At 34.6% G+C, this 26,178-nt stretch carries 17 protein-coding genes and 1 other RNA gene; 6 read left to right on the forward strand and 12 right to left on the reverse strand.

Features of this window, described 5'->3' with window-relative positions; all coding sequences use genetic code 11:
- Positions 1-167 precede the first annotated feature (167 nt).
- The 7 genes from B0M43_RS21170 to B0M43_RS21200 form a co-directional block, all read right to left on the reverse strand.
- Positions 168-2,234: a beta-N-acetylhexosaminidase gene (locus B0M43_RS21170; protein ID WP_078005286.1), complete on the reverse strand. Its 2,067-nt coding sequence runs from the start codon at positions 2,232-2,234 to the stop codon at positions 168-170.
- A 158-nt stretch (positions 2,235-2,392) separates the two neighbouring features.
- Positions 2,393-4,330 (reverse strand): glucosamine-6-phosphate deaminase, encoded by a 1,938-nt coding sequence (nagB, locus tag B0M43_RS21175; protein ID WP_078005287.1) that lies wholly within the window; start codon positions 4,328-4,330, stop codon positions 2,393-2,395.
- Between the two features lie 117 nt (positions 4,331-4,447).
- On the reverse strand, positions 4,448-6,025 hold the full coding sequence (locus tag B0M43_RS21180; RefSeq protein ID WP_078005288.1) for a SusD/RagB family nutrient-binding outer membrane lipoprotein: 1,578 nt from the start codon (positions 6,023-6,025) through the stop codon (positions 4,448-4,450).
- A gap of 11 nt (positions 6,026-6,036) precedes the next feature.
- Positions 6,037-9,102 carry a SusC/RagA family TonB-linked outer membrane protein gene (locus tag B0M43_RS21185; RefSeq protein ID WP_065449360.1) on the reverse strand — a complete coding sequence of 1,022 codons (3,066 nt, stop codon included), beginning with the start codon at positions 9,100-9,102 and terminating at the stop codon, positions 6,037-6,039.
- A 352-nt stretch (positions 9,103-9,454) separates the two neighbouring features.
- The gene (locus tag B0M43_RS21190) at positions 9,455-10,480 is read right to left on the reverse strand and encodes a glycosyl hydrolase family 18 protein (RefSeq protein ID WP_078005289.1); all 1,026 of its coding nucleotides are present in this window, start codon (positions 10,478-10,480) and stop codon (positions 9,455-9,457) included.
- Between the two features lie 90 nt (positions 10,481-10,570).
- Positions 10,571-12,091: a SusD/RagB family nutrient-binding outer membrane lipoprotein gene (locus tag B0M43_RS21195; protein WP_078005290.1), complete on the reverse strand. Its 1,521-nt coding sequence runs from the start codon at positions 12,089-12,091 to the stop codon at positions 10,571-10,573.
- Between the two features lie 11 nt (positions 12,092-12,102).
- Positions 12,103-15,291 carry a SusC/RagA family TonB-linked outer membrane protein gene (locus tag B0M43_RS21200; RefSeq protein ID WP_168199973.1) on the reverse strand — a complete coding sequence of 1,063 codons (3,189 nt, stop codon included), beginning with the start codon at positions 15,289-15,291 and terminating at the stop codon, positions 12,103-12,105.
- A gap of 270 nt (positions 15,292-15,561) precedes the next feature.
- Between B0M43_RS21200 and B0M43_RS21205 the strand changes: the two genes are divergently transcribed.
- The 3 genes from B0M43_RS21205 to B0M43_RS21215 all read left to right on the forward strand — a co-directional run bounded on the left by B0M43_RS21205 (position 15,562) and on the right by B0M43_RS21215 (position 18,952).
- Positions 15,562-16,614: a sensor histidine kinase gene (locus tag B0M43_RS21205; protein WP_078005292.1), complete on the forward strand. Its 1,053-nt coding sequence runs from the start codon at positions 15,562-15,564 to the stop codon at positions 16,612-16,614.
- Positions 16,604-17,305 (forward strand): LytTR family DNA-binding domain-containing protein, encoded by a 702-nt coding sequence (locus tag B0M43_RS21210; RefSeq protein ID WP_056249762.1) that lies wholly within the window; start codon positions 16,604-16,606, stop codon positions 17,303-17,305. Before B0M43_RS21205 ends, B0M43_RS21210 begins: the two co-directional genes overlap by 11 nt.
- Positions 17,306-17,482: 177 nt before the next feature.
- On the forward strand, positions 17,483-18,952 hold the full coding sequence (locus tag B0M43_RS21215) for an MFS transporter (RefSeq protein ID WP_078005293.1): 1,470 nt from the start codon (positions 17,483-17,485) through the stop codon (positions 18,950-18,952).
- A 121-nt stretch (positions 18,953-19,073) separates the two neighbouring features.
- Here B0M43_RS21215 and B0M43_RS21220 read toward each other — a convergent pair whose 3' ends face one another.
- A complete protein-coding gene (locus tag B0M43_RS21220; protein WP_078005294.1) occupies positions 19,074-19,571 on the reverse strand; it encodes a hypothetical protein in 498 nt (165 codons plus the stop codon).
- Positions 19,572-19,660: 89 nt separating this feature from the next.
- Complete coding sequence (fsa, locus tag B0M43_RS21225) at positions 19,661-20,317, reverse strand: fructose-6-phosphate aldolase (protein ID WP_065449355.1); 657 nt, start codon at positions 20,315-20,317, stop codon at positions 19,661-19,663.
- Between the two features lie 264 nt (positions 20,318-20,581).
- Here fsa and B0M43_RS21230 point away from each other — a divergent pair, with 264 nt between their 5' ends.
- On the forward strand, positions 20,582-21,889 hold the full coding sequence (locus tag B0M43_RS21230) for an ATP-binding protein (protein WP_123921739.1): 1,308 nt from the start codon (positions 20,582-20,584) through the stop codon (positions 21,887-21,889).
- 31 nt (positions 21,890-21,920) lie between these two features.
- On the opposite strand, the gene B0M43_RS21235 is transcribed toward B0M43_RS21230, so the two are convergent.
- The 3 genes from B0M43_RS21235 to ffs form a co-directional block, all read right to left on the reverse strand.
- Positions 21,921-22,121: a hypothetical protein gene (locus B0M43_RS21235; protein ID WP_078005296.1), complete on the reverse strand. Its 201-nt coding sequence runs from the start codon at positions 22,119-22,121 to the stop codon at positions 21,921-21,923.
- 4 nt (positions 22,122-22,125) lie between these two features.
- A complete protein-coding gene (locus B0M43_RS21240; RefSeq protein ID WP_078005297.1) occupies positions 22,126-22,929 on the reverse strand; it encodes an SDR family oxidoreductase in 804 nt (267 codons plus the stop codon).
- Positions 22,930-23,412: 483 nt separating this feature from the next.
- An RNA gene (gene ffs, locus B0M43_RS21245) (signal recognition particle sRNA small type) lies at positions 23,413-23,510 on the reverse strand.
- An 88-nt stretch (positions 23,511-23,598) separates the two neighbouring features.
- Here ffs and B0M43_RS21250 point away from each other — a divergent pair.
- Positions 23,599-24,654, forward strand: coding sequence for a glutaminyl-peptide cyclotransferase (locus B0M43_RS21250; protein ID WP_065449351.1), 1,056 nt, complete (start codon positions 23,599-23,601; stop codon positions 24,652-24,654).
- Positions 24,655-24,750: 96 nt separating this feature from the next.
- The gene (gene hutI / locus B0M43_RS21255) at positions 24,751-25,989 is read left to right on the forward strand and encodes an imidazolonepropionase (protein WP_078005298.1); all 1,239 of its coding nucleotides are present in this window, start codon (positions 24,751-24,753) and stop codon (positions 25,987-25,989) included.
- Positions 25,990-26,178: the final 189 nt, after the last annotated feature.

Below are 26,178 nucleotides of genomic sequence, written 5' to 3' on the forward strand. Positions count from 1 at the left end.
AATGTTAATACTTCTTATTTGGTTACTATATTTTTTATTTGATTTAATGAGTTTTTAATGTGGTTTTTTACCATATTCACCTCTACCAGAGGTTTCTGGCAGAGATAAATAAATTACTAATAATCAGGATAACAAAACTTACTAAGTACTAACTCAAACCAAACTCTTTAAATTAATTTTTTAAGACTCGCGTATACTGATAATTCAACATCTGCATGATCTTTTGTATTACATTGTTCAATTAAGCTTTTTAGATCATCCGTTTTTAATGTTGATTTGTTCTCTAAAACAAGCAACAATTCCTGCGATGCATCTGTCAGTTTTTTAGACAAAGGCAAAATTGGCTGAACTAATGGCGCATTGGCACTCAGGGCAACTAATTCTTTATTTAAGGCAATCCATCTATTTAAATAAGCGGCTACTTTTGCTTTATTTTCCGATGTTTTATTGGCCAGATATTGCGTTACTGCATCATCAAAAGCTAAAGAATCTTTGGCATCCGGCCCGCAGGCATCAGCAAAAAGTGTGAATGGAGAATACATTTGATACTCCGTTCCGCCTTTATTACGTGTATATCCTTTTAATGGCTCACAAACATTCGAGAACTCGCTTAATGAGTTGATATTTTGATTGTTTGTGATGTTTCTTAAAATCACATCTTTGTTGCGAATGTGTGTTAATCCTATTTCTTCTAATCTAAAAGAAACTACTTCAAGACGTTTGCGCATATTGGCTACATCTGTAATATCTTCTGCTGACCAAAGTCTTTCTGCAATTGCAGCTGTTCTTGGCCAAAGTCTTGAATCTATAGTTGTTGGCGTTACCAATTCTGTCCACATTGTAGCTTCTCCACCCAATATTCTTGCTTTTTCTTCGGCAGTTAAATTGGCTCCTTTTGGCATCGGATCATTCAAATAATGACTTGCAATTGGGTACATCAAATCGATATAATATCCGTTTGATAAAACTGTTTTATATCCTTTTTTTACTGCATCAACCAATGACTGACCTGCAATCACGCCTTCATTAGGACCTCTCCAGGAATGGATAATGGCATCTTTTGACATATTTTTTGTCAAAATTTCTTCCCATCCCATTAATTGTTTACCATGTTTTTTAAGCATTGGTACCAATTGCATGGTAAAATAAGTTTGCAATTCATGATTGTTTGCCAACTTGTTTTTCTTCATGAATTCCTGAATTTTTGGGTTTGCATCCCAGTCTTTACCTTCGTTTTCATCTCCCCCGATATGAAAATAAGCGCCTGGGAATAATGGACAAACCTCATCAAAAATTTCACTTAATAATTGATATGTTTTAGGATTTGAAGGATCTAATGTTGGCGAAAAAATACCTGCATTTCTTTCAACTCCATAGGTAGTAATTGCTGTACCCTGAATATTTTTTTCAGAAGTTCCTCCTGTCAATGTAATCACTTTGCTTCCTATTTCCGGGTAAGCGGTAAGTATTGCAGATCCATGACCAGGAACATCTATTTCCGGAACCACCAAAATACCGCGCTCATCAGCATATTTTACGATATTTTTGATTTCTTCCTGTGTGTAATACATTCCATCTGAGGCTAAATCAATCAGTTTTCGATGTTTTTTCATTTCGATTCTCCAACCCTGATCGTCTACCAAATGCCAGTGAAAAACATTCATTTTCATAGCGGCCAATCCATCGATATTTCTTTTGATGACATCAATTGGCTGAAAATGTCTTGAAACATCAATCATTAAACCTCTCCAGGTAAATCTTGGGAAATCTGAAACTTTTGAGTTTGGAAAATAAAATGAGTTATTGTTATTCTGCAACATTTGTAATAACGTTTCAAGACCATGAAGTGCTCCTAAATCGCTTGTTGCATTTATTATAATCTGATTTTGTTTAATATCTAAATGATAACTTTCATCTTCATACAAACCAATTTTTCCCGCTTTGGTACAATTGATCTGAAGTGAAGCTGTTGGCACTTCATTTAGTTTAGTAATAAAACCTTGTTCGAAAAAAATACCGGTTCTACCATCTAAGCGACGTAAAAAACGAGTTACTCCACCAAAAATTCGAGGATTAGGATTTCCGGTAATGTTTACTTTAAAGTTTTTGTTTAAAGCAAAATTTCCGTCGTTTACAACAACACTCTGAGGCCAGGGCATAAGATTTAGCTGCTCTTTTTGAATTTGAGCACTAGATGTTACACCTGCTAATAGTAGGACTAATAAATATTTCATTTTTTACTGTTTTTGAAAAAGATGTTACCTGGAGATAACCGTATTAAATAAATGAGAAACAAAACTCAGAATGACCCTGTTGAATCCTCACTTTCCTTATGAAATCAATCTGAATTTTGTACTGTGATTCGCTCTCACCCGAATCTTATTTTTTAATTTTAGTAATCAAAACGCTTAAAGGCTTCGATTGCTTCGTATTCTGCCAATCCTAAATCATCGTATAAAATCGCAGTGTTTTTGTTACGGTCTTCGGCTCTTACCCAAAATTCTCTTGAGTCGTTTCCCTGAAACATAACCCTGTCTTTTTGAGACTGGTGGTATAAAATCGCGTGACGTTTTAATAATACTTCTGATGGAGAAAGCGGAACGGCCATGTCAATTTCATGAATGTCCCATTCGTGCCAGGCTCCTCTATAAAGCCATAACCAGCAATCATCCATGTATTTTTCTGGCTTTAATTGTTTCATGGCGGCAAAAATCGCGTTCAGACAAACTTCGTGCGTTCCGTGCGGATCTGCCAAATCTCCTGCTGCAAACACCTGATGTGGTTTTATTTTGGCAATAATATCTTTTACAATGGCAATGTCTTCTGCTCCTAACGGATTCTTTTTTACCTGCCCTGTTTCGTAAAACGGAAGATCTAAAAAGTGTGTATTTTCATCCTTTAAACCAATGTATCTTGTAGCGGCGTATGATTCTCTTCTTCGGATCAATCCTTTTAATTTTCGAACTTCAAGAGAATCGATCTCGTTTTCTGATTTACTGTTTAAGAATTCAATTATAGATTTGAAGTTGATTCCGCTGCCGGCATCGCCGACAAAATCTTTGGCAACCTCAGCAAATTTCAATGCTTCGTCGTCTGTAACAGCTATATTTCCGGAGGTTTGATATACTACGTGTACATCGTGACCTTGTTTTATCAATTTTGAAAAAGTTCCTCCCATAGAAATCACATCATCATCAGGATGTGGACTAAAAAGAATCACTCTTTTTTTTGCAGGATTGGCTCTCTCCGGACGATGCGAATCATCAGTATTGGGTTTTCCACCCGGCCATCCTGTGATGGTATGCTGCAATACGTTGAACATATTGATGTTCAAATCATAAGCAGAACCTTCCTGCGCCAAAAGATCAGACATTCCGTTGTTGTTGTAATCACGGTCTGTTAATTTTAATATCGATTGTTTTGTTTTTTGGCACAACCAAACAATCGCTTTGCTTTTTAATTCTTGTGTCCAGATGCATTCCCCTACTAACCAAGGCGTTTTGAAACGCGTTAATTCTGAGGCTGCAGACTGGTCTAATACGAAAGTCGCATTAGCATGATTTTGTAAAAATGTAGCCGGAACTTCTGAGCTGATATCTCCTTGAATGGTTCTCTTGATGATATCGGCTTTGTTTTGTCCCCAGGCCATTAAAACGATTCTTTTTGATCTCATGATCGTAGAAACTCCCATAGTAATAGCACGTTTTGGAACGTTGTCTATACCATTAAAATCTGATGAAGCGTCTACTCTTGTAATATGATCCAGTGTAATAATTCTGGTTCCTGAATTGATGTGCGATCCCGGTTCGTTGAAACCTACGTGACCTGTACGCCCAATTCCTAATAATTGAAAATCAAGACCTCCGGCATTTTTAATATTCATTTCATAATCGATGCAGTACTGGTTTAATTCATCAATATGTACTGTTCCGTCCGGAATATTAACATTCTCTGGTTTGATGTCAATATGATTAAAAAGATGCTGATGCATGAAATAATGATAGCTCTGATTATTCTCTTTGGTCATTGGATAATATTCATCCAGATTGAAAGTAACCACATTGCTAAAGCTCAGGCCTTCCTCTTTGTGCATTCTCACTAACTCTTCGTAAACTTTTATAGGAGAAGAACCTGTTGCTAAACCTAATACACAAGATTTTCCTTTTTCTTGTTTAGATCTAATTAATTGCGCAATTTCCTGCGCCACAATTATAGAAGCTTCTGCTGAATTTTTGAAGATTTCATTGTGGATTTTCTCAAATCTGGTTTCTTCAAATTTTCCCGCACTTTTATAGCTGATATCAGGTTTTATTTCTAAAGCACTTTTCATTTCTTTTTCTTTTTTTGCTATTTACAATTTTGGTTTTTGAAATGGTATAAGCAACTCGCATTGCTTATACCATTTACTAACCAAACTTAAATTCTTATAGTTCTTTGATATTTTATTCTAGAAATTTGGAGCATTCACATCCCACCAGGTTCTTGTTCCTCCATTATCAGGACCTCCAAGTTTTGCAACACCTGTTGCCACACCACCAGGATTTCCATCTTTTTCAGTCGAAACAAAAGGTATTCTTCTTACACCCAATTCAGTAGTAATTAAACCACCACTTTGATTGTTAAGAATTGGCAATAATTTAGGGTAACCTGTTCTACGGTGATCTGTCCAGGCTTCGTAACCATCAGGAAAATTAGCAATCCATTTTTGAGTAATGATTTTTTGCAATTTTACTTCGTTACTTGCTGTTTCGTCCCAGGCAACAGTAACCTTATTTACAGCTAGACCACTATTGAATGGAGCTGCCGGATCTACATAATCTTTAGCCATTTTCACATTATCAGCCATATAATCAGCAGCACCTCCAGCAGAAAGCTGTTCAAAAGATGCAGTAATACCTGCTTTATATAATGTTGCTGCGTCACCTCCCATATTCCAGCCTCTTAAAGCGCCTTCTGCTCTTAAGAAATAAATTTCAGCAGTATTTAACCAAACTACCTGCTTGTCTTTTTCTATGATCTTACCAAAGGTTGAAAAGTCCTGATGTACCGTTTTATCTCCCATAATTCCACCAGTACGAATTCCTTTATATTCACCAGGGTATTTAACAGATGTTTTAAAGTAAGAGCTCATTCTAGGATCGTTGTAACCTCCCATGATAGACTCCATATCTGCAGACATACGGCTATCATTATAGTCATAAGAAGAAACTCTAAGAGGGTGTTGTGATACTTTTTTAATTAAAATAAAAGCATCATCAGCTTTTGTCATTACACCAAATTTCTGGCTCATCGCTTTTTCAGCCTCTGCCTTAGCTAATGCTGGTTTAACTTTTACAATGTGCATTGCCAATCTTAAACGTAATGAGTTCGCATATATCACCCATTTTTTATAATCTCCTTCATATGTTGAACGGTCTATGTTGGTAAAAGAACTTTTCTCTCCGGCATCGATTCTTTTTGTTAGTTCTGTTACAGCATAGTCTAAGTCTTCAAACATAAATCCGTAAGCTTCTTCTTGAGAATCATATGCAATTGTTGCATCGGTAGTACCAAATTTTGAGTACACTATTGGTCCCCATGCATCTGCCATTTTATGTAAAGTTTGCACTTTAATAATCTTAGCAAGAGCATAAAACTCATCGTATTTACCTTTAGATTCTCTTTCAACTTTATAGAAATTTGCCATAACTTGTGCATAAGCAGCTTCCCAACACCAAATATTCCAGTTATCAGAAAGTGCATATGAAAGGTTATTAGCACCATCAAAACCCGGAGCGGCAGTGTATCCTCCCCAGTTATTTGCAGATAAATCATTTGCTACCTGGTATTTCCAACCCGGAACATTGACCATGACATTATCAAACATCGTTTTAAAAGGACCATTAATATGATTAAAGTCCTGCGTTGTTTCCTCATAGGTAAAACCATCAGGATTACTATTAACCTCATCGAAATTATCTGTACAACCAACTAAGGCTAAAAGACCGAAACAGATTAATGATTTTTTTATATTATTTGTTTTCATGAGATTTTAAATTAGAAAGTTACATTTAAATTAAGTCCAATACTTCTTGTTGATGGCAAGCCATAAATATCAACTCCTTGTAAACCTTGACCTGTACTTAAAGCAATGTTTGGATCAAAAGGTGCATCTTTATAAAAGAAGAATAAGTTTCTTGCGATTACTGATAAAGTTGCTGTATTAACAAAAGGAAGTACTTTTTTATTGAAAGTATAACCAAGTGAAACCTCTCTTAAACTTACGTTTGTAGCATCGTATACATATTGTGAAGTAGCTCCGTTAACTCCTCCAACTGCGCTGTAATATTTTTCAGCATCCATAGAAGTTACTTTTGTACCATCAGGTTTTACTCCATTTATTGGCACACCACCTGCATTTCTGGCATCTCCGGTTCTCTTTGATACTCCATAAAAATCATTCATAGATTCTGTAATACTCATTACATCTCCTCCAAAACGTCCATCGATCAAGAAATTAGCTGTAAAAGCACCAAACTTAAATGTGTTTGACCAGCCTAACATAAAATCAGGATTTGCATTACCAACTTCTTTAAATTCACTGTCGATAGATAGATTACCATCTTTGTCTAAAATAATTTCTCCATTTTCATTTTTAAGAATATCTCTTCCCTGAATTACTCCAAAAGGTCTTCCCTCAGTTAAAGAATATCTGTAATTAACATTATTTACCGGAGTTAAAGGAATTGTTCCTCCTAACTCTTCAGGAATTTCTTTTACTTTATTTCTGTTTTGAGAATAGTTGATTGTCGTATCCCATGAAAATTTATCTCCAGCAATGATTTTTCCGGTAAGAACAACTTCAAAACCTTTATTTTCTATACTACCGGCATTAATTCCGTAATTGGTATAACCGTAAGGATTTGTTGCAGGTGCAGGAACCTGAATGTATTGATTTTTAGTTTCTGAGCTATAATAAGAAACCTCAAAACCTAATCTGTTATTAAACATTCTCCATTCTGTACCAAACTCATATTCTGATTTTAACTCTGGCTTTAATCCTTCACCTGGTCTTGGCCCTACCGTAGGAGGAATAAGATTACCACCCTGAACAGTTGATTTTGGAGAAGTTACAAAAGCCGAAACGTCATTACCAACTTCTGCATAAGTTGCTCTTACTTTACCAAAGTTAATCCAGTCTGGCATAGTAGTCATTTCGCTTAAAAGAGCTGTAACCCCTACAGATGGATAAAAATAGGAAGCTGTATCTGTATTTACTAAAGTAGAAGACCAGTCATTACGACCTGTAACGTCTAAGTATAACATGTTTTTATAACCAAAAGTTGCAGAACCAAAGATCGACTGAACTTCTCGTGAAGAACCTGTAGCCTGAAGACTTAAATTATCTAGTCCTGATGCTTCGCCAAAATTTCCTAATGTAAACAAGTTAGCATTAACAAGACCTCCAACAATACCAGAATCTAAAGTAGTAGAATGATTTGACAAAGTATTATTGATACTTGCTCCAACTATAGCATTAAAACTAAAGTTTTCGTTGAAGTTAGTATTGATTTTAGCAATTAAATCTCCGTAACGCTGTGTGCTTAAGGTAGCAACGTTTATATATCTACCGTTTATATGAGATAAAGAAGTATTGGTTGTAGCATAAATCTTTTTATCATAATCGTTTTCAACTCTATTATAGCTATATCTTGCTCCAATACTCAACCAATTGTTTGCCTTATAATCTAAAGCAATGTTTCCGTTAAAGAAATTGTCTTTGTCAATAGATTTATTTCTATTGATTAACCAATATGGGTTTTGAACATAAATATCAGATAGTGTATAGAAATTTTGACCATTAAGATTTCTGGAAGGAATAAATGATTCGTAATTATCTTTATAGTAATTAAAGTCATTTGCTCTTTGAAACAAATACACTCCTGTTAGCGGATTTGAATAAAGTCCGTTTACAGGTCTGTTATCAATAGTTTGGCTGGTGTATTTTGCATCAGCAGAAACCGTTAATTTATTATCAAAAAATTTCCCTGTCTGACGAATTCCAAAGTTATTTTTCTTTAATCCATTTCCTTCGATAATTCCGGAAGCAGAAGTATTAGCATAAGATATACTTGTTGAATTTACATCTGTTCCTGTTGTAAACGCTAATGAAGTAATTTGTGTAACACCAGTGTTGAAAAAATCTTCAACAAAATCTGGTGAAGATACTTTTGCTCCCCAAGATTTATTTGCAGCAGAAGTAGTTGCACCATATTCATTCTGGAATTTTGGTAATGAATGTACAGACTCAAAAGTTGTAACCGAAGAAACTGCTAAATTTGATGCGTTCTCTTTATTCTTTTTAGAAGAAAGCAAGATAACACCATTTGCTCCCTGAGATCCGTATAATACAGATGCTGCTGCACCTTTAAGTACTGTCATTCCTTCATAATCATCAGGATTAATCAAAGAAACAACATCTCCTCCATCACGGTTACCTCCGGCAGTACTACCAAATGAGTCGTTTGACGCATTATAACTACCCTGCTGATTTGAAGAACCATTATATAAAGGAATACCATCAATAACATAAAGTGGCTGGCTGTTCATGATAGATGAGTTACCACGGATCAAAACTTTAGTAGATCCTCCGGTACCACCAGAACTTTTTGTTACGGCAACACCGGCAATTTTACCGGCAATTGTATTAATAACGTTGGCATCTTTTACACGAGTTAACTCTTCTCCTTTAAGTTCCTGAGCTGAATAAGTTAATGATTTTCTAGTTTTCTTAAGACCTAATGAAGTTACAACAACCTCTGTAAGAGCATTTGATGCTGCAACAGCCATTTTAACATTAATTGTAGCGGCATCACCTACAACTATTTTTTGTGTTTCAAGACCTACATAAGTAAAAACTAAAGTCTGTCCTTTTTGCACTTCAACTGTGTACAAACCATCAAAATCGGTAGTAGCACCTTTTTGACCTCCTTGTACTGCAACGGACGCCCCTGGCAACGGCAACCCATCAGAATCTGTAATCACACCTTTGACACTCTTTACTTGTGCAAGCGAAACCTGCGCCGTAAAAACAATCATAAAGATTAAGAAAATTTTTTTCATGTTTATTTATTTTGTTAGTTATGGTGTAAATTTATTCTTAAGGGATTGTTAAAAAAAATAATTTATACAAACGGCTTTAAATTTTAAACCAACGACATAAATCAATCAATAATCCGTTTCACGAAAACGTTTTCAAGTTGACATATTTACTGTATTTGATCTATTTATTAATCTTTTACGCAAGTAATTTACATAATTACTAAAAAATCGTCATTTACTATAAAAATCTAATTACCTGAGTTTTATGTCGAAAAACTTCTAAAAAAGGTTGTTTTATTAGATAAAAAACAACTTTTAAGGATAGTAAAATCTTACTAATTTAAAGAGCACATATAGTATTCTTTTTTTTGATTTAATTGCCACAAAATCCTGTTGTCTTGACTTTTAAACTTGTATATTTTTTATGAATGACATCCAATAAAGAATATTCGCCAAAAGAGTCCTGAGCTATTTCCCAAATCATTATTCCTCCAGTGTTTTGAGAAGCAAATTCAACCTTTTTAGCAATCGTCGATTTTCCGTTGTAATATATTTTACCCAGTTCGTCCTGATCTGCAAATTGAGTTCCTGCTAGTATAATGTCATTATAAGTTGAACTTGTAACATCTGGATAAGTAAAATTGTAACCGTAAAAAGGTACACCAAGCGTTAATTTATCACTAGACACATTTTGAAGTTTATGCCAAAAGTCAATTCCTTCTTTAGCAAACTCAAACGAACTGTGCTGACCTGGCTTATCGGCAGACCATGGGCCTGTACTATCGTAAGCCATTACATTAATAAAATCGAATGCGTTTAATGCTTCCTGAGTTATATTTTCGAAACGGGAATTATTAGGCAAAGCAGCCGTTAATATTTTTTTATGCTCTGTAAGGCTCTTTTTTAATTCAATTACAAAACCACTATATCCTGAGGTGACAGCGTTCCATTCGAGATCGACATCTACTCCATCCAACTGATGCAATTCTACAAAGCTGACAATGTTCTGAATTAAAGCTGGCCTGTTTTCTGGTTTATCGATTAAAAAAGACCAATTTGAAGCCTGTTCTTCTGATATGACTCCACCGGCGAGTGAAATACTAATTATAATTTTAGGATTAACGGATTTGGCATATTTAACAAGTCCGTCAAGATCTCCGTTAAATACTATATTTCCGCTTTTATCCGGATTTGCAAATGCCACATTGAGATGTGTTAATTGACAAAACTGAATAGAAGTCATTTTACTGAAATTATCCGAAGATAAATAGCCTACAACTCTGGCTGTTTTAGTCTTTGCATTCTCAGAATCAGATGGCTTATCATTAGAACAACTATAGGCTGAAAAAAGGGAACTTATAAAAAAAAGGATGCCTAATAAGGCTTTATTTTTTATCATAATTTTTAATTTAAACTTGTTGTTTTTAATTTTTAATTAGAATGAAAATAACACCTTATTAGGCATAACTTTATATTTTGAGATTTTTTTTTAGTTTACATCCCACCAAACTTTCCCTAACCAATCATTCTTTCCTCCTAATCTGGATACTGCATCTAAATAGTTTTTTTCATTTTTCTGCATCTCATCATTTGGATAATACAAACGTGTGGGCACAACACCACCAGTTCCGGAATCTGAATTTGTTATTGGTATTAAATGAGGATATCCGGTTCTTCTCCAGTTTGAATATCCTTCGATACTATTAAACAAGTAGGTAATCCAAATTTGTGTGGCTATTTGTTCTTTTTCTGTTCCTGCCAATAAAGGTTTAGCATTTACATAAGCATCTATACTTGCCTGACTTGCTGGAGCTGCGCCATAAATCTCTAATTGCTTAATTCCTGCTTCAACACCTTTTTTGTAATAATCTGCGGCAGAGCCTGAAACCCATCCTCTAAAAGCAGCTTCTGCTAATAACAATTGACTTTCTGAATAACTTACATGCAAAAACGGAGTTGTTCTTAATTTTAAATAAGACTGTATTCCAGAAGCAGAATTTGATCCTCCAGGAAGCTCCCATCTAAACACTCCCGGTTTAACCCCTTCATATAATGTTTCGCCCGGCTGTAATGCTGCTCCGGGAATCACACTACTGCTTGTTTTAGGAGTAGCGATCATAGTCAGTCTTGGATCTCCGTTATTTTTTAGATAATCTATTAGTAACGAACTAAAGTGATCTCCCTGTTCATTTCCTATAAAACCATAAGACAATCCGTTTCCTCTGTAATCCAGTCTGGCAGGATCATCACTAAAAGGAAAATCTAAATGCTGCATAATACAGTTATCAGCATTACTTTCAAAAACTCCATTTTGAAACGCTGCTTTTGCTTGTTTTTCTGCTTCGGCGGGATTTACTTCAGAAATTCTCATTGCCGCACGCAAACGCATGGTGTTAGCTAATTTTTTCCATTTTGAAACATCCCCTTTATAAAATAAATCTCCTTTTATCAGATCTTTTCCAACATTTAATTGATTGTAAGCTTCATCTAATTCTTTAAAAAAAGAAGCATAAATATCTTGTTGTTTATCATATTTAGGCGTTACAATTCCTTTAGAAAAAGCTAAACCGGCTTCTGAATAAGGTACATCTCCATAAATATCAGTCAATCGCTGTGCGATCATCACTCTCATAACTTTAGCGACAGCATTCATGTTTACAGCCGAAGCATCTTTACCGGTTACATCGAGAATATCTACAACACTTTTCATTTCGTGAGCATATACGTTTCTCCATAAAGCTACCGCATATTCCTCTGAATTATTAAACTTGCCACCGTAGTTTGTTACTGCCCATGAACCAGAATAATGCTGTACAAAACCTCCGGCATATATTAAATTGGTTCTGTGCTGATAGTATCCGTCTCCGGACATACACAATTGGGTAAATGTAAGCTGACCCGCCGGATTTGCAGATAACGCCACGGGATCTTTTTCCAGTTCGTCAAAATTTTCTGTACAGCCAACTACCGTAAACACTGCAAGCATGGCTATTATATATTTGATTTTCATAATTTACTTTTTTAGAATGTAATTTTAATATTAAAACCATACGATTGTCTTGATGGTAATGATCCATACTCAAAACCTTGTCCGTTTCCTGAAGTATACATAGACTCCGGATCAACGTTTGGCAAATCTTTATTGAATGTCAATAGATTTCTTCCAAATACAGAAACATAGATTGAATTTATTTTTGCTCCGCCAAAAACACTTTTAGGAATAGTATAGCCTAAGCTTACTTCTCTTAATTTCACATACGAAGCATCATAAATAAACGGTGCCGGAGTAGCATCCGTAACTTGTCTCCAATATTCCTGAGGATCTACCGGTTTGGTGTTTTTTACATAAACAGGATTCTCAGCTGTTCCAGTATTTACCACTGCATTTGCTACATAACCACCCGTAGGAACCCAGCTGTTTATATCAAAATTAGGATCAGCTGCTGCAGCTTGTGTTCTTGCAGCAATATAAGCATCCCTTCCTTCTGTGGTAATATCTAACAATCCTCTTGTTGCAGCAACTGAGTTTGTCATAGAATACACATCCATACCAAATTTCATGTCTAATAAAAACTGAAGAGTAATTCCTTTATACGAAAATCTATTGGTTAAACCCGCTGACCAATCCGGAACTCCTTTTCCTAAAGCTACTTTAGTATCTGTGTATAGAGGCATACCATTTGCACCTACAATCATTTCACCTGAAGGTGTTCTTTGAAAATCTTTTCCAATGATAGTACCGTATTTGCCTCCAACCTGAGCTACAATTGCAGCATTAGCCCAACGAGCCTCAGAAATAGTATAGGTATTAATTTCAGGATGCAAAGAAAGGATTGAGTTTTTATTCTTAGAAAAATTCAAATCAATTCCCCACTCGAAATCTTTAGTTTTTATTGGTGAACCGGATAAAAAGATCTCAATACCTTCGTTACGTAATTCTCCTGCATTTACCGAAAGAAATTCATATCCTGATGTTGATGAAGAAGCTAAATCAAGTGTCTGATCAGCTGTATCTTCACGATATACAGTGATATCTGCTTTTAATCTGTTTTTGAAGAAAGCCGTTTCTAAACCAAATTCGATTCCTGTTTTTGATTGAAAAGTCAGGTTTGCATTTGGTGCCGATGTATTCTTAACATTTACTACACTTTGTCCGTCGTAAGAAGAATACGTCGTATAGTTTAATGCATTTTTATAGGCACCTGGAGCATTCGAAACTTTTGCCCACGAAGCTCTTAATTTTCCATAAGAAAAAACGTCACTCTGAATCTTAAATGCATCCGAGAATACAAAACCTAATGAAGCTCCCGGATAAAAAGCGTCTTTATTAATAACACTAAACCAGTCATTTCTTCCTGTAAACTCAGCGTATAAATAACCTTTATAATCAAACTTTGCAGAACCGTAAACAGAATTTGTTCTTGTTCTGGTTTCTATAGGTGCATTTATGGTCTGAGTTGAAAAATTACTGATAAATTCTGTTCCCGGCTGAATAATATTGGTTCCTTCACTAGAGTTTTCTGATCTTCTAAAATCTCTTCTGTTTGCTCCTAAAATTCCTGAAAATGTCAAATCTGTAGCTAATTTTATTTCGCTAAAAGTGGCAATAACATCCGTATTCATTTCAGAAACAGTAATATCTCCCACTCTAAGATAGCCGGTATCTCTCCCTGGCCATGTACTTCCCGGTACCATGAAATCTTTAGAACCGAAAACATAAGTATCTAAACCGGTTCTAAAAGTCAATCCAACCCATTTTTCAAGCTGATAGGTTCCCGCAACATTCCCTGTAAAACGATTTTTCGTAGTAGAATTGTGATTGGCGTTTACCGTTAAATAAGGGTTCAATTGATAAATATTGTTATTCCATTTATAAACTTCTCCTGTCTCCGGATCACCATAATTTTGCAACCACGCCTGATCGATATTAGGCGCCAGACCGCTTAAGGAATAACCAACATTGTTTGGCGAATCACCCAATCCTGGTCGGTTGTTGGTAGTTTCGACCATATAATTCACATTAGCATCCAAAGTAAATTTATCTGATTTTAAAGTACCATTTAAAGTCGCATTGTTTCTTTCTAATCCGGAATTAGGAACAACATCATCATTTTTCATATTATTAAATCCAAAACGAAGGAATGCATTTTCACTTCCGCCAGAAAGTGCAATTCCATTTGTAGTTGTAACTCCGGTCTTAAAAAAATCCTGAATATTGTTATCCACTTTAGCATAAGGTCGCATAGAGCCATCAAATATTTTTACCTGTGTTCCTACATTATTAGAAAATTTAGGTCCCCACGCACTGGTTGTATATCCGTAAATTTCAGTAGGTGCTTTTGTAGGATCCGGCAAAATCCCTCGATTTCCTGTACCATACTCATCCTGAAAATCGTCATACTTAGCATTTACGCGATCAAAACTAACACCGCTCGTTAGCTCTACTTGCAATTTTCCTTTACTTCCTTTTTTAGTTGTAATTAAAATTACTCCGTTTAACGCTCTTGAACCATATAAAGCTGATGCTGCCGCACCTTTTAATACAGTAAGACTCTCAATATCATTTGGATTAATACTTGAAATTCCGTCTCCGTTATCTCTTCCGTCAAACCATTTACTGGCTGCGGCACTGTCATTATTCAATCCTGAGTTATCAATAGGAATTCCGTCTACAATATAAAGTGGCTGGTTACTCTCACCTATACTCGAAATCCCTCTAATAATTACTCTGGCACTTCCTCCTGCTCCTGTAGCTGGCATAGAAATATCAACACCGGCAATCTTACCTGAAAGTCCCGACGCTACATTTGTTGTAATTACTTTATTAAGCTGATCACCTTTAATGTCCTGAACTGCATATCCTAATTCTTTTTTCTGCCTCTTGATACCCAAAGCGGTAACGACAACTTCATTTAGGTTTTGTGCATCTTCTGTCAGAACCACATTTACTGTAGATGATTCTGCTACAGTGGCAGTCTTCGTTTTAATTCCGATATACGAAAAAACAAGTATATCACCTGCCGATGCTTGTATCGTATATTTTCCGTCATAATCAGATTGGGTTGCAGTTTTCGTACCCTGAATAATAATACTTACTCCCGGCAGCGGCAATCCGTTTTGATCGCTTACTAAACCTTTGATTGTTTTTACCTGAGCAAGCGATACCTGCGCCGTAAACACAAACATAAAGATTAACATAATTTGTTTCATTTTATCATGGTTTTGTTGGTTAAGTGATAAATTTATTGTTAAAATTAACATAAATAAAACATTTTAAACATACAGCACAAAACCTTAAACGAACGACACAAAACAATCAACAATATGTTTTACGAAAACGATATCCCACAGAGATAATATAAAATATATCTTTTTTTATAAAATTTTATTCAAAAGAATTGTGTTTTACCCAGTAATTGTTTAAAGTTGCACAATATTTCCAGAGAAGAAATTTTACAATACTAAATCACCAAACTAAAGTTGACAGAAATCCAAAAATTAAAATTTGATATTAAGCTTAAAAATCATGTTTGGTTTTGGGGAAGTTACTTTACCCTTAACTTTTTAAGATGGGGAGCTTACTTTAATGATTATCCTTATTCGTTTAAATCAAATTTAATTGAGTTCTCTTTGCATATACCTTTAGTATATTTTAATCTTTTTGTTTTGGTGCCAAAATATGTATTGAAACAAAAGTATATTCCATATACCCTCGCATTAATAGCAAGCCTTTTTGGCATCTATCTGCTCAAAACAGTTTTGACCTATTATATTATATCCGAAAATATTTGGCCGGAAGCCAATAGAGAATATCATCCTTTTGATATTAATCATATTCTGGCCGTTTGTATAGGAGAGTTATATGTGCTGGCTATGGCTTCATCAGTTTATCTCACTTTAACATGGCTTCGGGAAAGAGAACGAAACCGGTCTTTAAGAGAAAATCAGTTCAAAATCAAATTGAAATACCTTGAAAATCAAATTCAGCCGCATTTCTTTTTCAATACCTTAAATAATTTATATGCCTTGTCATTAGAATCTTCTGATAAGGTTCCGGATGTTATTATAAAACTATCAAATTTGATGGAATATGTTTTATATGATGTAAAAGGCACCAAATTTGTTCCATTAATTAAAGAGATTGATTACATTCAGAATTATATCGAAATCGAGAAGTTACGCTTTGAGAATGTTGAAGTTACGGTTAATCTCGAATCGAATATAGAAGATGTTGTTGTACCTCCTTTAATATTCATCTCATTGGTCGAAAATGCCTTTAAACACGGAGGAATTAACAACAATAACTTAAAAATTAAGATAAATTGTAAGGTTATCAACAATAAAATGTTAGATTTTGAAATCCTAAATAATTTTGTAAATTCACAAAATCTTAATGCCAAAGGCGGAATTGGTTTAGTAAATACCAAGAAAAGATTAAAATTAATTTACAAAAACGATTTCAGTTTAAAACACACAACAAAACTAAACTACTATATAATCCGTTTGCAAATACCTATTGATAATGAAAATTAAATGCGTGTTGATTGACGATGAGCCATTAGCTATCAAAGTCCTGCAAAATTATTTTACCAATTTTACAGATTTTGAAGTCATCGGTACATTCAATAATTCTCTGGAAGCGCTTGATTTTATAAACAGTACTGCTGTTGATGCCGTATTTCTGGACATCAACATGCCTATGATGACAGGTTTTGAACTCATTAGTTTAATCGAAAATAAAACCAAAGTTATTATAACAACTGCTTTTAGGGAATTTGCTGCAGAAAGTTACGATCTTGATGTTTTGGATTATTTAGTAAAGCCTATCCCACTGCCCAGATTTATAAAATGCATTAATAAAATCACTACCGAATACAATTTAAAAAACAATATTAAAGTCGAAACTACAAAAGGCGATTCTCATATTTTTATCAAAGTCGATAAAAAAATGATGAAAATTAATATTGAAGAAATTCTATTTGTCGAAGGAATGAAGGAATACATCAAAGTAGTGACTCCTGATAAAACCTATATTACCCATAAATCACTCACCTCTTTGTCAGAAGAATTACCTGCAGATCGCTTTTTGCGCATCCATAAATCTTACGTAATTGCATTAAATAAAGTGAAATCTATCGAAGGAAATCGCATTCAGATCCAATCTTACACCATTCCGATAGGGAGAAATTACAGCAAAGAGGTCAAAAACAAAATTTTAGAATAAACTTTAACTATTAAATTCATTTTCTAAGTCGGTATAAATTAACACATTGTTGAAAAAATGATGCCGTTGGTTTAAATTTAACATTATTTGTGCCTTTTTATTTTTTTTTGATATACTTAACAAATATATTTACGGTCTTCAAAAAACAATAAAATAAAAAAATTAACCTCTTAAATTATGAGTTCAGAAAATGTTCAAACCAAATGGGGACAGTTTATCTCGTTGATAATTGTTTTCTTCTTTTGGGGTTTTGTTGGTTCTGCCAATGATATCCTGATTCCCGTATTCAAAAAAGTATTTACTTTATCTCAGGTTCAATCACAATTAGTGGCCTGGGCATTTTATGCAGCTTATTTCGTAGGATCTATGATCTTCTTTTTAGTATCATTAAAATTAGATGTTTTACAAAAATTCGGATATAAAAAAACCCTTTCTGCCGGTTTACTTCTTTCAGCAGTTGGATCATTTTTATTCATTCCTGCTGCAACAATGGAAAGTTTTCCATTTTTTCTAACTGCCTTATTTACCGTAGGTTTAGGATTTTCAATCCAGCAAATTGTAGCCAATCCGTTGGCTATTAAAATGGGAAGTCCCGCAACAGGAGCGCACCGTTTGACTTTAGCCGGAGGTATCAACTCTTTTGGAACAACAATTGGAGCAATTTTACTAGGAATCGCTTTATTTGGAATGGGCGATAACAAAAATACATCACTTTCATTAGAAGATATTAAACTGCCTTTCATCATCTTAGGACTTGCTTTTATTGCAGTTGCTATTTTCATGAACTTCTCGAAAATCGAAGATCCTGCAAAAGAAGAGGAAGTAGTAGTTAAAGTAGCACACGAAAAATTCAGCATCTCAGATTATCCACAATTATATTTGGGAATGTTAGGTATTTTTATTTACGTTGGTACTGAGGTAACGATCATTAGTAACCTGCCTGCCTTATTACATACTGCTGAATTTGGTAATGTTCTTGAAGATGCCATCGCACCTTTTATTGCCCTTTACTGGGGAAGTTTAATGATTGGACGCTGGAATGGTGGTGTTAACGTTTTCAACACTTCAAACTTAGTAAATACAGCATTAAAATTCATTGTTCCTGCAATAGCTTTTGGAGTTATTATTGGAGCTAACATTTTTGCTGCACACGATGTTTCTGCATTTTATATCTATCCAATCTGGATCTTATTATTTATTGGTGTAAGTTTTGTAGGGGGTAAAAATGCCGGAAAAACGCTAATGCTTTTCGGAATATCAGGATTATTAATGATGCTTGCCGGTTTAGTATGGCCAGATCCATCAATTGCTAAATTCTTCTTTATCTCCGGAGGTTTATTCTTATCAATCATGTGGCCATCAATCTTCGATTTAGCTATCGCAGGATTAGGTAAAAACACAGGAAAAGCATCATCATTCCTAATTATGATGATTTTAGGAGGAGGAGTTATTCCTTTGGTTCAGGGCGCAATCTGTGATATCGATCATACAAGTCCTGGCGGAATACTAGGTATTACCTGGACACACTTCTCTTACATCGTTCCGTTACTTGGTTTTGCTTATTTAGCATTTTATGGTTTCTATTGCCCTAAAATATTAAAAAGACAAGGAATTAACCATGTTGAAGGTGGTGGCGGAGGTCACTAGAACAAGTTTAAAAAAACAATAAAAAAATCCCAAATTCCAATCCACAAAGTTGAAATTTGGGATTTTTTTAATTCGTAAAAGAAAAAACTTAGTCCCTCAAAACCTTAGTATCTTAGAACCTCTACTTAGCATTAATAACATTACTAAGATTCTTTTTAAAAACACTCTTGTTTTGCTCTGATAATACATAGATGACATCTTTATCCGCATGAACAATAACTTTGTCAATATCCGCCTCTAAAAGGGCTTTTGGATCTTTAATTTTCAATGTACAGGCACCATCAAAAAAGCCATCATCCTCAATTATTTTTTTTGCTTCCAAAATTGTTCCATCACTTAAAACTGCCGAAATAGCCATCGTTTTATTGAGTGTTTTCGAATAAAAACCATCCATTACCAGCAATAACCTATAATTGTTTTTCAATTCCGGTCCCTTAAACTCATGGCGTGTAATATTATATCGCAGACCTTTTGCCAAAGTTTGAAACTGAACCGAACAATCCAGCTCAAAAGTAGCCACATCACCGTCATCATTGACCGATTTCAATATTTTGGCAGCTTGTGCATTTACAATAAAATTCAGGAAAAAAAACACCATAATTAAGATTAGTTTTTTCATATATACTTCAATTTGAGATATATAAAAGTAAAAAAAATCGCCATCTTATTTTAAAAGATGACGATTTTTAAATCTTAAGTACCTGTGTATTACTTATTTCCTTTTTCGAAATCAGCTACAAACTGAGCCAATCCAATATCTGTCAAAGGGTGTTTCAACAATCCGTAAATTGCAGAAAGAGGTCCTGTCATAACATCTGCACCAATTTTAGCACAGTTTACAATATGCATTGTATGACGTACCGAAGCGGCCAAAATTTGAGTTTCATAACCGTAGTTATCATAGATTTCTCTAATTTCCTGAATTAAATTCAAACCATCAGTAGAAACGTCATCCAAACGACCAATAAAAGGAGAAACATAAGTTGCCCCCGCTTTTGCAGCCAATAAAGCCTGACCTGCAGAAAACACAAGTGTTACGTTGGTTTTAATTCCTTTATCAGAAAAATATTTTGCAGCCATTACACCTTCTTTAGTCATAGGTAATTTAACTACGATTTGATCATGTAATTCAGCCAATTCTTCACCTTCTTTGATCATTCCATCATAATCCAGCGCATTAACTTCAGCACTTACATCACCTTCAACAAGATTACAAATGTCAACATAATGCTTCAAAATGTTGTTTTTTCCAGTGATTCCTTCTTTTGCCATCAACGATGGATTAGTTGTTACACCATCCAAAACACCTAAAGCTTGTGCTTCTTTAATCTGAGCTAAATTAGCCGTGTCAATAAAAAATTTCATAATTATATCTATTTAATTGTGTTCAGTTTTTGGGCGTTCCCTAACGGTCGGGCTCTCGGCTATATCTTTTGTTCCGTTTCACTTCACAAAAGGATGCCGCCTCCATCCCTAACGCAAATTCGGTGCAAAATTACAATTTATAATTTCCATAAAATAAAAAAGTCAAAAATAATTCTAAACACCTAAAATGATAAGAAAAATACCTTTAGTATTAAACTAGTTTTATTTTCGTACTTTTAAAAAATAAAAAATCACCCCTTAAAAGTGCTAGAAGACAATTTCAAACAAGATATAATCAACATCGGGAACATCTCAATTATTCCAAACCTACTGAATGTTATTTGCCAGACTACCGGAATGGGATTTGCAGCAGTAGCAAGAGTTACCGACGAAAGATGGATTACATGCAGCGTTCAGGACAATGTCCTTTTTGGCTTAAAACCCGGAGACGAATTACAAATAAAAACAACAATTTGCGACGAAATAAGACAAAATCCCAAACCCGTAATTATTGATAATGTAAGCGAAGACAAGGAGTATCATGACCACCATACTCCGGCGATGTACAAATTACAAAGCTATATTTCAGTACCAATCATGCGTCAGGACGGAAGTTTCTTTGGGACTTTATGCGCCATAGACCCTAAACCTAACAGCTTAAAAGAGTTCAAAGTACGCGAAATGTTCAACTTATTTGCTGAACTTATTTCGTTTCACCTTGCAGGAATTGAACAAGCAGTAGAAAACAAAAAAGCGCTGGAAGAAAAAACTAACCTACTTGAAAAAACTCAGGTTAAAAAAGATGAAGCAGAAAGATTAAACTCAGATTTCAAGAAAAAACTTATTGAAAAAAATCTTTCACTTGAAAAAATGAATAGCGAACTCGAAGCTTTCAATTACATTTCAAGTCACGATCTTCAGGAACCATTACGAAAAATACAACTTTTTACAGATACCATTGAGCGCGAAGAAGCCGGCAATTTATCAGAAAAAAGCAAAACAGCCTTTCATAAAATCAAGACTTCAGCTTTTCGAATGCAAAACCTGATTAATGATCTCTTGATTTATTCTAAAACAAAATTTGACGATAGAAAGTTCGAAGTAAAAGACTTAAACACCATCGCAAAGGATGTTATTGAAGATCTCACCAACGAGTTTGAAAATAAAAATGTACTTTTTGACATCAAAGAATTAGGCAAACTCTCCGTGATAGAATTTCAATTCAGGCAGCTACTATACAATCTGATCAACAATTCATTAAAATTCGCAAGTCCTGACAGGGATTTAATCATAACCCTATCGGCAGAAATCACCAACGGAGAATTAAACAAGCTTGCTCCGCTTACTAAATATTATAAAATAACAATCTCAGACAACGGCATTGGATTTGACCCATTGTATAGCGATAAAATATTTGGCTTATTTCAGGCACTACATACCAAACCGCTAAAAAGCACCGGAATTGGACTTACAATAGTAAAGCGAATTGTAGAAAACCATCATGGTTTTATAAAAGCCAAAGGAGCTTTAAATCAAGGAGCAAAATTTGAAATTTTTATTCCAATAGAATAGCACAAAAATTTGCTCCTATTTTTTGTATAGTTTATTGAACAGAATTTTTTCTATTCAATTGTTTCAATTCATCTCTGATTTCTTCGAGAACTCTTAGAGTATCCTCTTTATGAATTTCAGCGTTATTGATTTTATCACTCAATGAACTCATTAATTTTCGAATAAGCGACCATACGACGACCAATATTAAAACACCAAATAGAGCCGGTAAATATTCTGCTATTTTTTCCATATTTTTATAGTTTATAATGATTCATTAACATTTTTTCATACACTTTATCCGGAAGTGCTCGTTTTAAAACAATCGAAAACTTCTGCATAAAAGCGCCTACTTTATAATGTACGTTTGGCTTTTTTTGCTGCATAATTCTATAAACCGCTTCAGCCATTTCATTAGGATTGCTACCGGCATCAACATGTTCGTTCATTGTCGCAAGCGTTTCTCCATATACTTTTTCGTAAGCAGAACCCTTAATAACCGGCGCATGATAACGTCCGGATGCAATATTAGTTGCAAAATCTCCGGGCGCAACATTTGTAATCTCAATACCAAATGACTTTACTTCCATTCGCAAAGCTTCAGTAATCAATTCCAAAGCTCCTTTTGATGCCGAATAAACACTGCGGTAAGGCAGTCCCATATAACCGGCAATAGAAGTAATATTAATAATCAAACCAGATTTTTGTTCACGCATTTGCGGCAAAACAGCTTTCATTACTTCAATAGGACCAAAAAAATTGGTTTCAAAATTATTCTTGATTTCCTCGGTAGGAATTTCTTCCAGAGGCCCCGTAATTCCAACACCGGCATTATTAATCACCACATCTAAACGACCTGAATTGGCAATAATTTTATTTACTGCTGATTTTATAGATTCAGCATTGCGAACATCCAATGCAACCAGTGGAAAAACTGAACTCAGTACTTTTTCAGGATTTCTGCTCGTTCCGTAGACCACAAAACCTTTTTTTTGCAAAAATTCTCCAATAGATTTTCCAATCCCTGAGGATCCTCCGGTAATTAAAACGACTTTATTCATTTTGAAAAGTTATGAGTTTTGAGTTATAAGTTATGAGAGATCACTAATTTTTTTTTAACACAGAGAACACAAAGGTTATTCGCAGAGTCCACTACGATTTACATTGTGCTTACAATCTAAGCACACAAGCTTTGCGAACTTTGCCTTTTCACAAAACTTAGCATATCAAAAAATCTTAGCGCTCTTTGCGGTTAAATATTTTTTAATCTCGCAAAGCCGCGAAGTCGCAAAGTTATTCACAAAGCTTTGCGAACTTAGCATACTCACAAAACTTAGTATCTCAAAAAAACTTTGCGCTCTTTGCGGTTAAATTCGACAGCTTTTCCATTTGATCCATTATTAAGTTCAGGTAAATCTGTTAAACTTGTAACATTCAACAAATAACTTTTAACTTACGAAGTACCAAAAATAAAAAAATCCTCCATAAGGAAGACTAAATTTGATTTAATTATAAAAAAAATCCCGAAGCATCGGGAATAAAAAAAATGGCAAGCGACCTACATCGCACCGCTCAACCACGTACCCTTGCTATGTTCCCATCCTGGGGGAGTCTGCAGGAGCTGGTCGTGTAGGACTTGCCGGTGCAAATATACAATCTTTTTATATTTTTGCAAGACCTTTGTTGCTATAAAAATATCATCGTATATTGGCTTATTCAAATTTTAAACTATGAAAAATTATAACTTCCTAGCTGTCATTTTATTAGGAATCACATTAATTGGATGTGGAGATAAAAATAAAGGTGAAAATTCTTTATTTAATATTGATGATTCTGCTTTTCCGGCACATTTTACACAAGATAATGCCATTTCTATTGGAATTTTAAACCCAAAATCGAAAGAAATCGATAGCATTGTTTACTTTGTTAGTGATAAAAAAGTGGGAAGTACAAAAGGAGCTTCAAAATTTAATTTCCCCTTAAAAGATCAAAAATTAGGATATCAATACCTAAAAGCAACGGTTTATTTTGGATCTGATTCTTCTGATGCTACCAAAAGAATCGAATTAGTTTCTAACGTTGAACCTAAACCATTAAAATATAAAGTCGTAAATACTTACGCTCATGACACACTTTCTTTCACAGAAGGTTTAGAATTCTACAAAGATACTTTATACGAAAGTACCGGTCAGGAGGGCGCATCATATTTAAGAAAGTACGATTACAAAACAGGTAAAATTTACAAACAAATTGATCTTGATAAAAAATATTTTGGTGAAGGCATTACTTTTATCAATGGAAAATTATTTCAGTTAACATGGCAAAACAAAACTGGTTTTATCTATGATGCAAATACTTTAAAACTGGAAAAAACCTTTGCTTACGAAAAAGATATCGAAGGATGGGGAATGACAAATGACGGAAAATACATTTACCAAACCGATAAAACAGAGAAAATCTGGAAAATGGATCCAGCAACTCAAAAAATGGTAGATTACATAAATGTGTACTCAGGAACTTCAAAAATTAAAGCGATCAATGAGCTGGAATGGATTAACGGAAAAATCTATACCAATGTATGGTTTAAAGACGCTATTGCTGTCGTAAACCCAACATCTGGAGCCGTTGAGGGAATTCTAGACATGTCTGGTTTGAGAAAATTTATGGATGACAAAATTACCAAAGATGATGTTTTAAACGGAATTGCTTACAATCCTAAAACTAAAACTATTTTCGTAACAGGAAAAAACTGGAGCAAGATGTTCGAAATAACGGTTTCCGAATAAACTAAAAATAAATTCAATATTAAACACAAATTTCACAGTTTTCACGGATTAGTTCGTGATAATTTGTGAAATTTGTGTTTTAAAACAATATAAATAATGACGACATTAATTACCAACATACAAGAACTGCTTCAGGTTCGTGAAACTTCAATTTCTAAAGTTTCGGGTGCAGAAATGGCTATTCTTCCTACCATAAAAAATGCTTTTTTACTTATAAAAGATAATGTAATTGAGGATTTTGGTGCAATGGATAATGTTCCTGAAATCAAAGCAGATAAGGTAATTGATGCTAAAGGCCGGGCTGTACTTCCAACATGGTGCGACAGCCACACTCATATTGTATATGCAGGAAATCGCGAACAGGAATTCGTAGACCGCATTAACGGATTTACGTATGAAGAAATCGCGAATCGTGGAGGCGGGATTCTAAATTCGGCCAAGAAACTCAACGAAACTACAGAAGAAGAAATTTACGAGCAGTCAAGAGTTCGATTAGAAGAAGTCATGCATTTAGGAACAGGAGCTGTAGAAATAAAATCCGGATATGGCTTAACTATTGAAGGAGAACTCAAAATGCTTCGCGTTATTAAAAAACTGGCAGAGAATTATCCCATCAAAATAAAAGCCACTTTTCTTGGCGCACATGCTTTTCCTTTACACTATAAAGACAACAAAGCGGGGTACATAGATGAAATCATCACCAAAATGCTGCCCGAAATTGCCCAAAATAAATTAGCGGATTATGTTGATGTCTTCTGCGAAACAGGTTACTTTTCTGTAGAAGAAACAGAGAAAATTATGCAGGCAGGAATTCAATTTGGCTTAAAGCCAAAAATTCACGTCAATCAATTCAATTCTATTGGCGGAATACAAGCCGGAATTAAATTTAAAGCCCTTTCTGTAGATCATCTTGAAATTATGAACCCCGAAGATATCGAAGCATTAAAAAACACAGAAACGATGCCTGTCGCATTACCATCGTGCTCGTATTTTTTAAGTATTCCTTACACACCGGCAAGAGAAATGATTAAAGCCGGGCTTCCATTAGCCTTAGCAACCGATTTCAATCCAGGTTCTACTCCGTCCGGAAATATGAATTTTGTGGTTGCAACCGCCTGTATCAAAATGAAAATGACTCCTGAAGAAGCTATTAATGCAGCTACTATAAACGGCGCGTATGCAATGGGAATTTCAGAAACCCACGGAAGTATCACCAAAGGCAAAAAAGCCAATTTGATCCTCACAAAACCCATTTCGTCATACTACCAGATTCCATACGCTTTTGGAAGCAATCTAATAGAAAGTGTTTTTATCGAAGGTGAAATTTTAGTATAAAAATAAAAACTGAAGAAAAAGAAGCCAGAAATCAAGCTTTTATTTTTGAACCATTAAGAGATTAAGTTTCATTAAGCTGTAAAAACTTTATTTTTCTTAATCTCTTAATGGTAAAAAAAATAATAGTTCCGTTAGAATCTATTCTTCTTTTTATCTCAAAAACAACTAACTTTATCTCATAAAAAAAGG

Origin of the sequence: Flavobacterium sp. KBS0721 (genome assembly GCF_002007065.3) — a bacterium.
Classification (GTDB): Bacteria; Bacteroidota; Bacteroidia; order Flavobacteriales; family Flavobacteriaceae; genus Flavobacterium; species Flavobacterium piscis.

Coding starts and splice junctions, on each gene's coding strand:
- B0M43_RS21170 (WP_078005286.1), bottom strand. CDS start 2,234: ATGAAATATTTATTAGTCCTACTATTAGCAGGTGTAACATCTAGTGCT.
- nagB (WP_078005287.1), bottom strand. CDS start 4,330: ATGAAAAGTGCTTTAGAAATAAAACCTGATATCAGCTATAAAAGTGCG.
- B0M43_RS21180 (WP_078005288.1), bottom strand. CDS start 6,025: ATGAAAACAAATAATATAAAAAAATCATTAATCTGTTTCGGTCTTTTA.
- B0M43_RS21185 (WP_065449360.1), bottom strand. CDS start 9,102: ATGAAAAAAATTTTCTTAATCTTTATGATTGTTTTTACGGCGCAGGTT.
- B0M43_RS21190 (WP_078005289.1), bottom strand. CDS start 10,480: ATGATAAAAAATAAAGCCTTATTAGGCATCCTTTTTTTTATAAGTTCC.
- B0M43_RS21195 (WP_078005290.1), bottom strand. CDS start 12,091: ATGAAAATCAAATATATAATAGCCATGCTTGCAGTGTTTACGGTAGTT.
- B0M43_RS21200 (WP_168199973.1), bottom strand. CDS start 15,291: ATGAAACAAATTATGTTAATCTTTATGTTTGTGTTTACGGCGCAGGTA.
- B0M43_RS21210 (WP_056249762.1), top strand. CDS start 16,604: ATGAAAATTAAATGCGTGTTGATTGACGATGAGCCATTAGCTATCAAA.
- B0M43_RS21215 (WP_078005293.1), top strand. CDS start 17,483: ATGAGTTCAGAAAATGTTCAAACCAAATGGGGACAGTTTATCTCGTTG.
- B0M43_RS21220 (WP_078005294.1), bottom strand. CDS start 19,571: ATGAAAAAACTAATCTTAATTATGGTGTTTTTTTTCCTGAATTTTATT.
- fsa (WP_065449355.1), bottom strand. CDS start 20,317: ATGAAATTTTTTATTGACACGGCTAATTTAGCTCAGATTAAAGAAGCA.
- B0M43_RS21235 (WP_078005296.1), bottom strand. CDS start 22,121: ATGGAAAAAATAGCAGAATATTTACCGGCTCTATTTGGTGTTTTAATA.
- B0M43_RS21240 (WP_078005297.1), bottom strand. CDS start 22,929: ATGAATAAAGTCGTTTTAATTACCGGAGGATCCTCAGGGATTGGAAAA.
- B0M43_RS21250 (WP_065449351.1), top strand. CDS start 23,599: ATGAAAAATTATAACTTCCTAGCTGTCATTTTATTAGGAATCACATTA.
- hutI (WP_078005298.1), top strand. CDS start 24,751: ATGACGACATTAATTACCAACATACAAGAACTGCTTCAGGTTCGTGAA.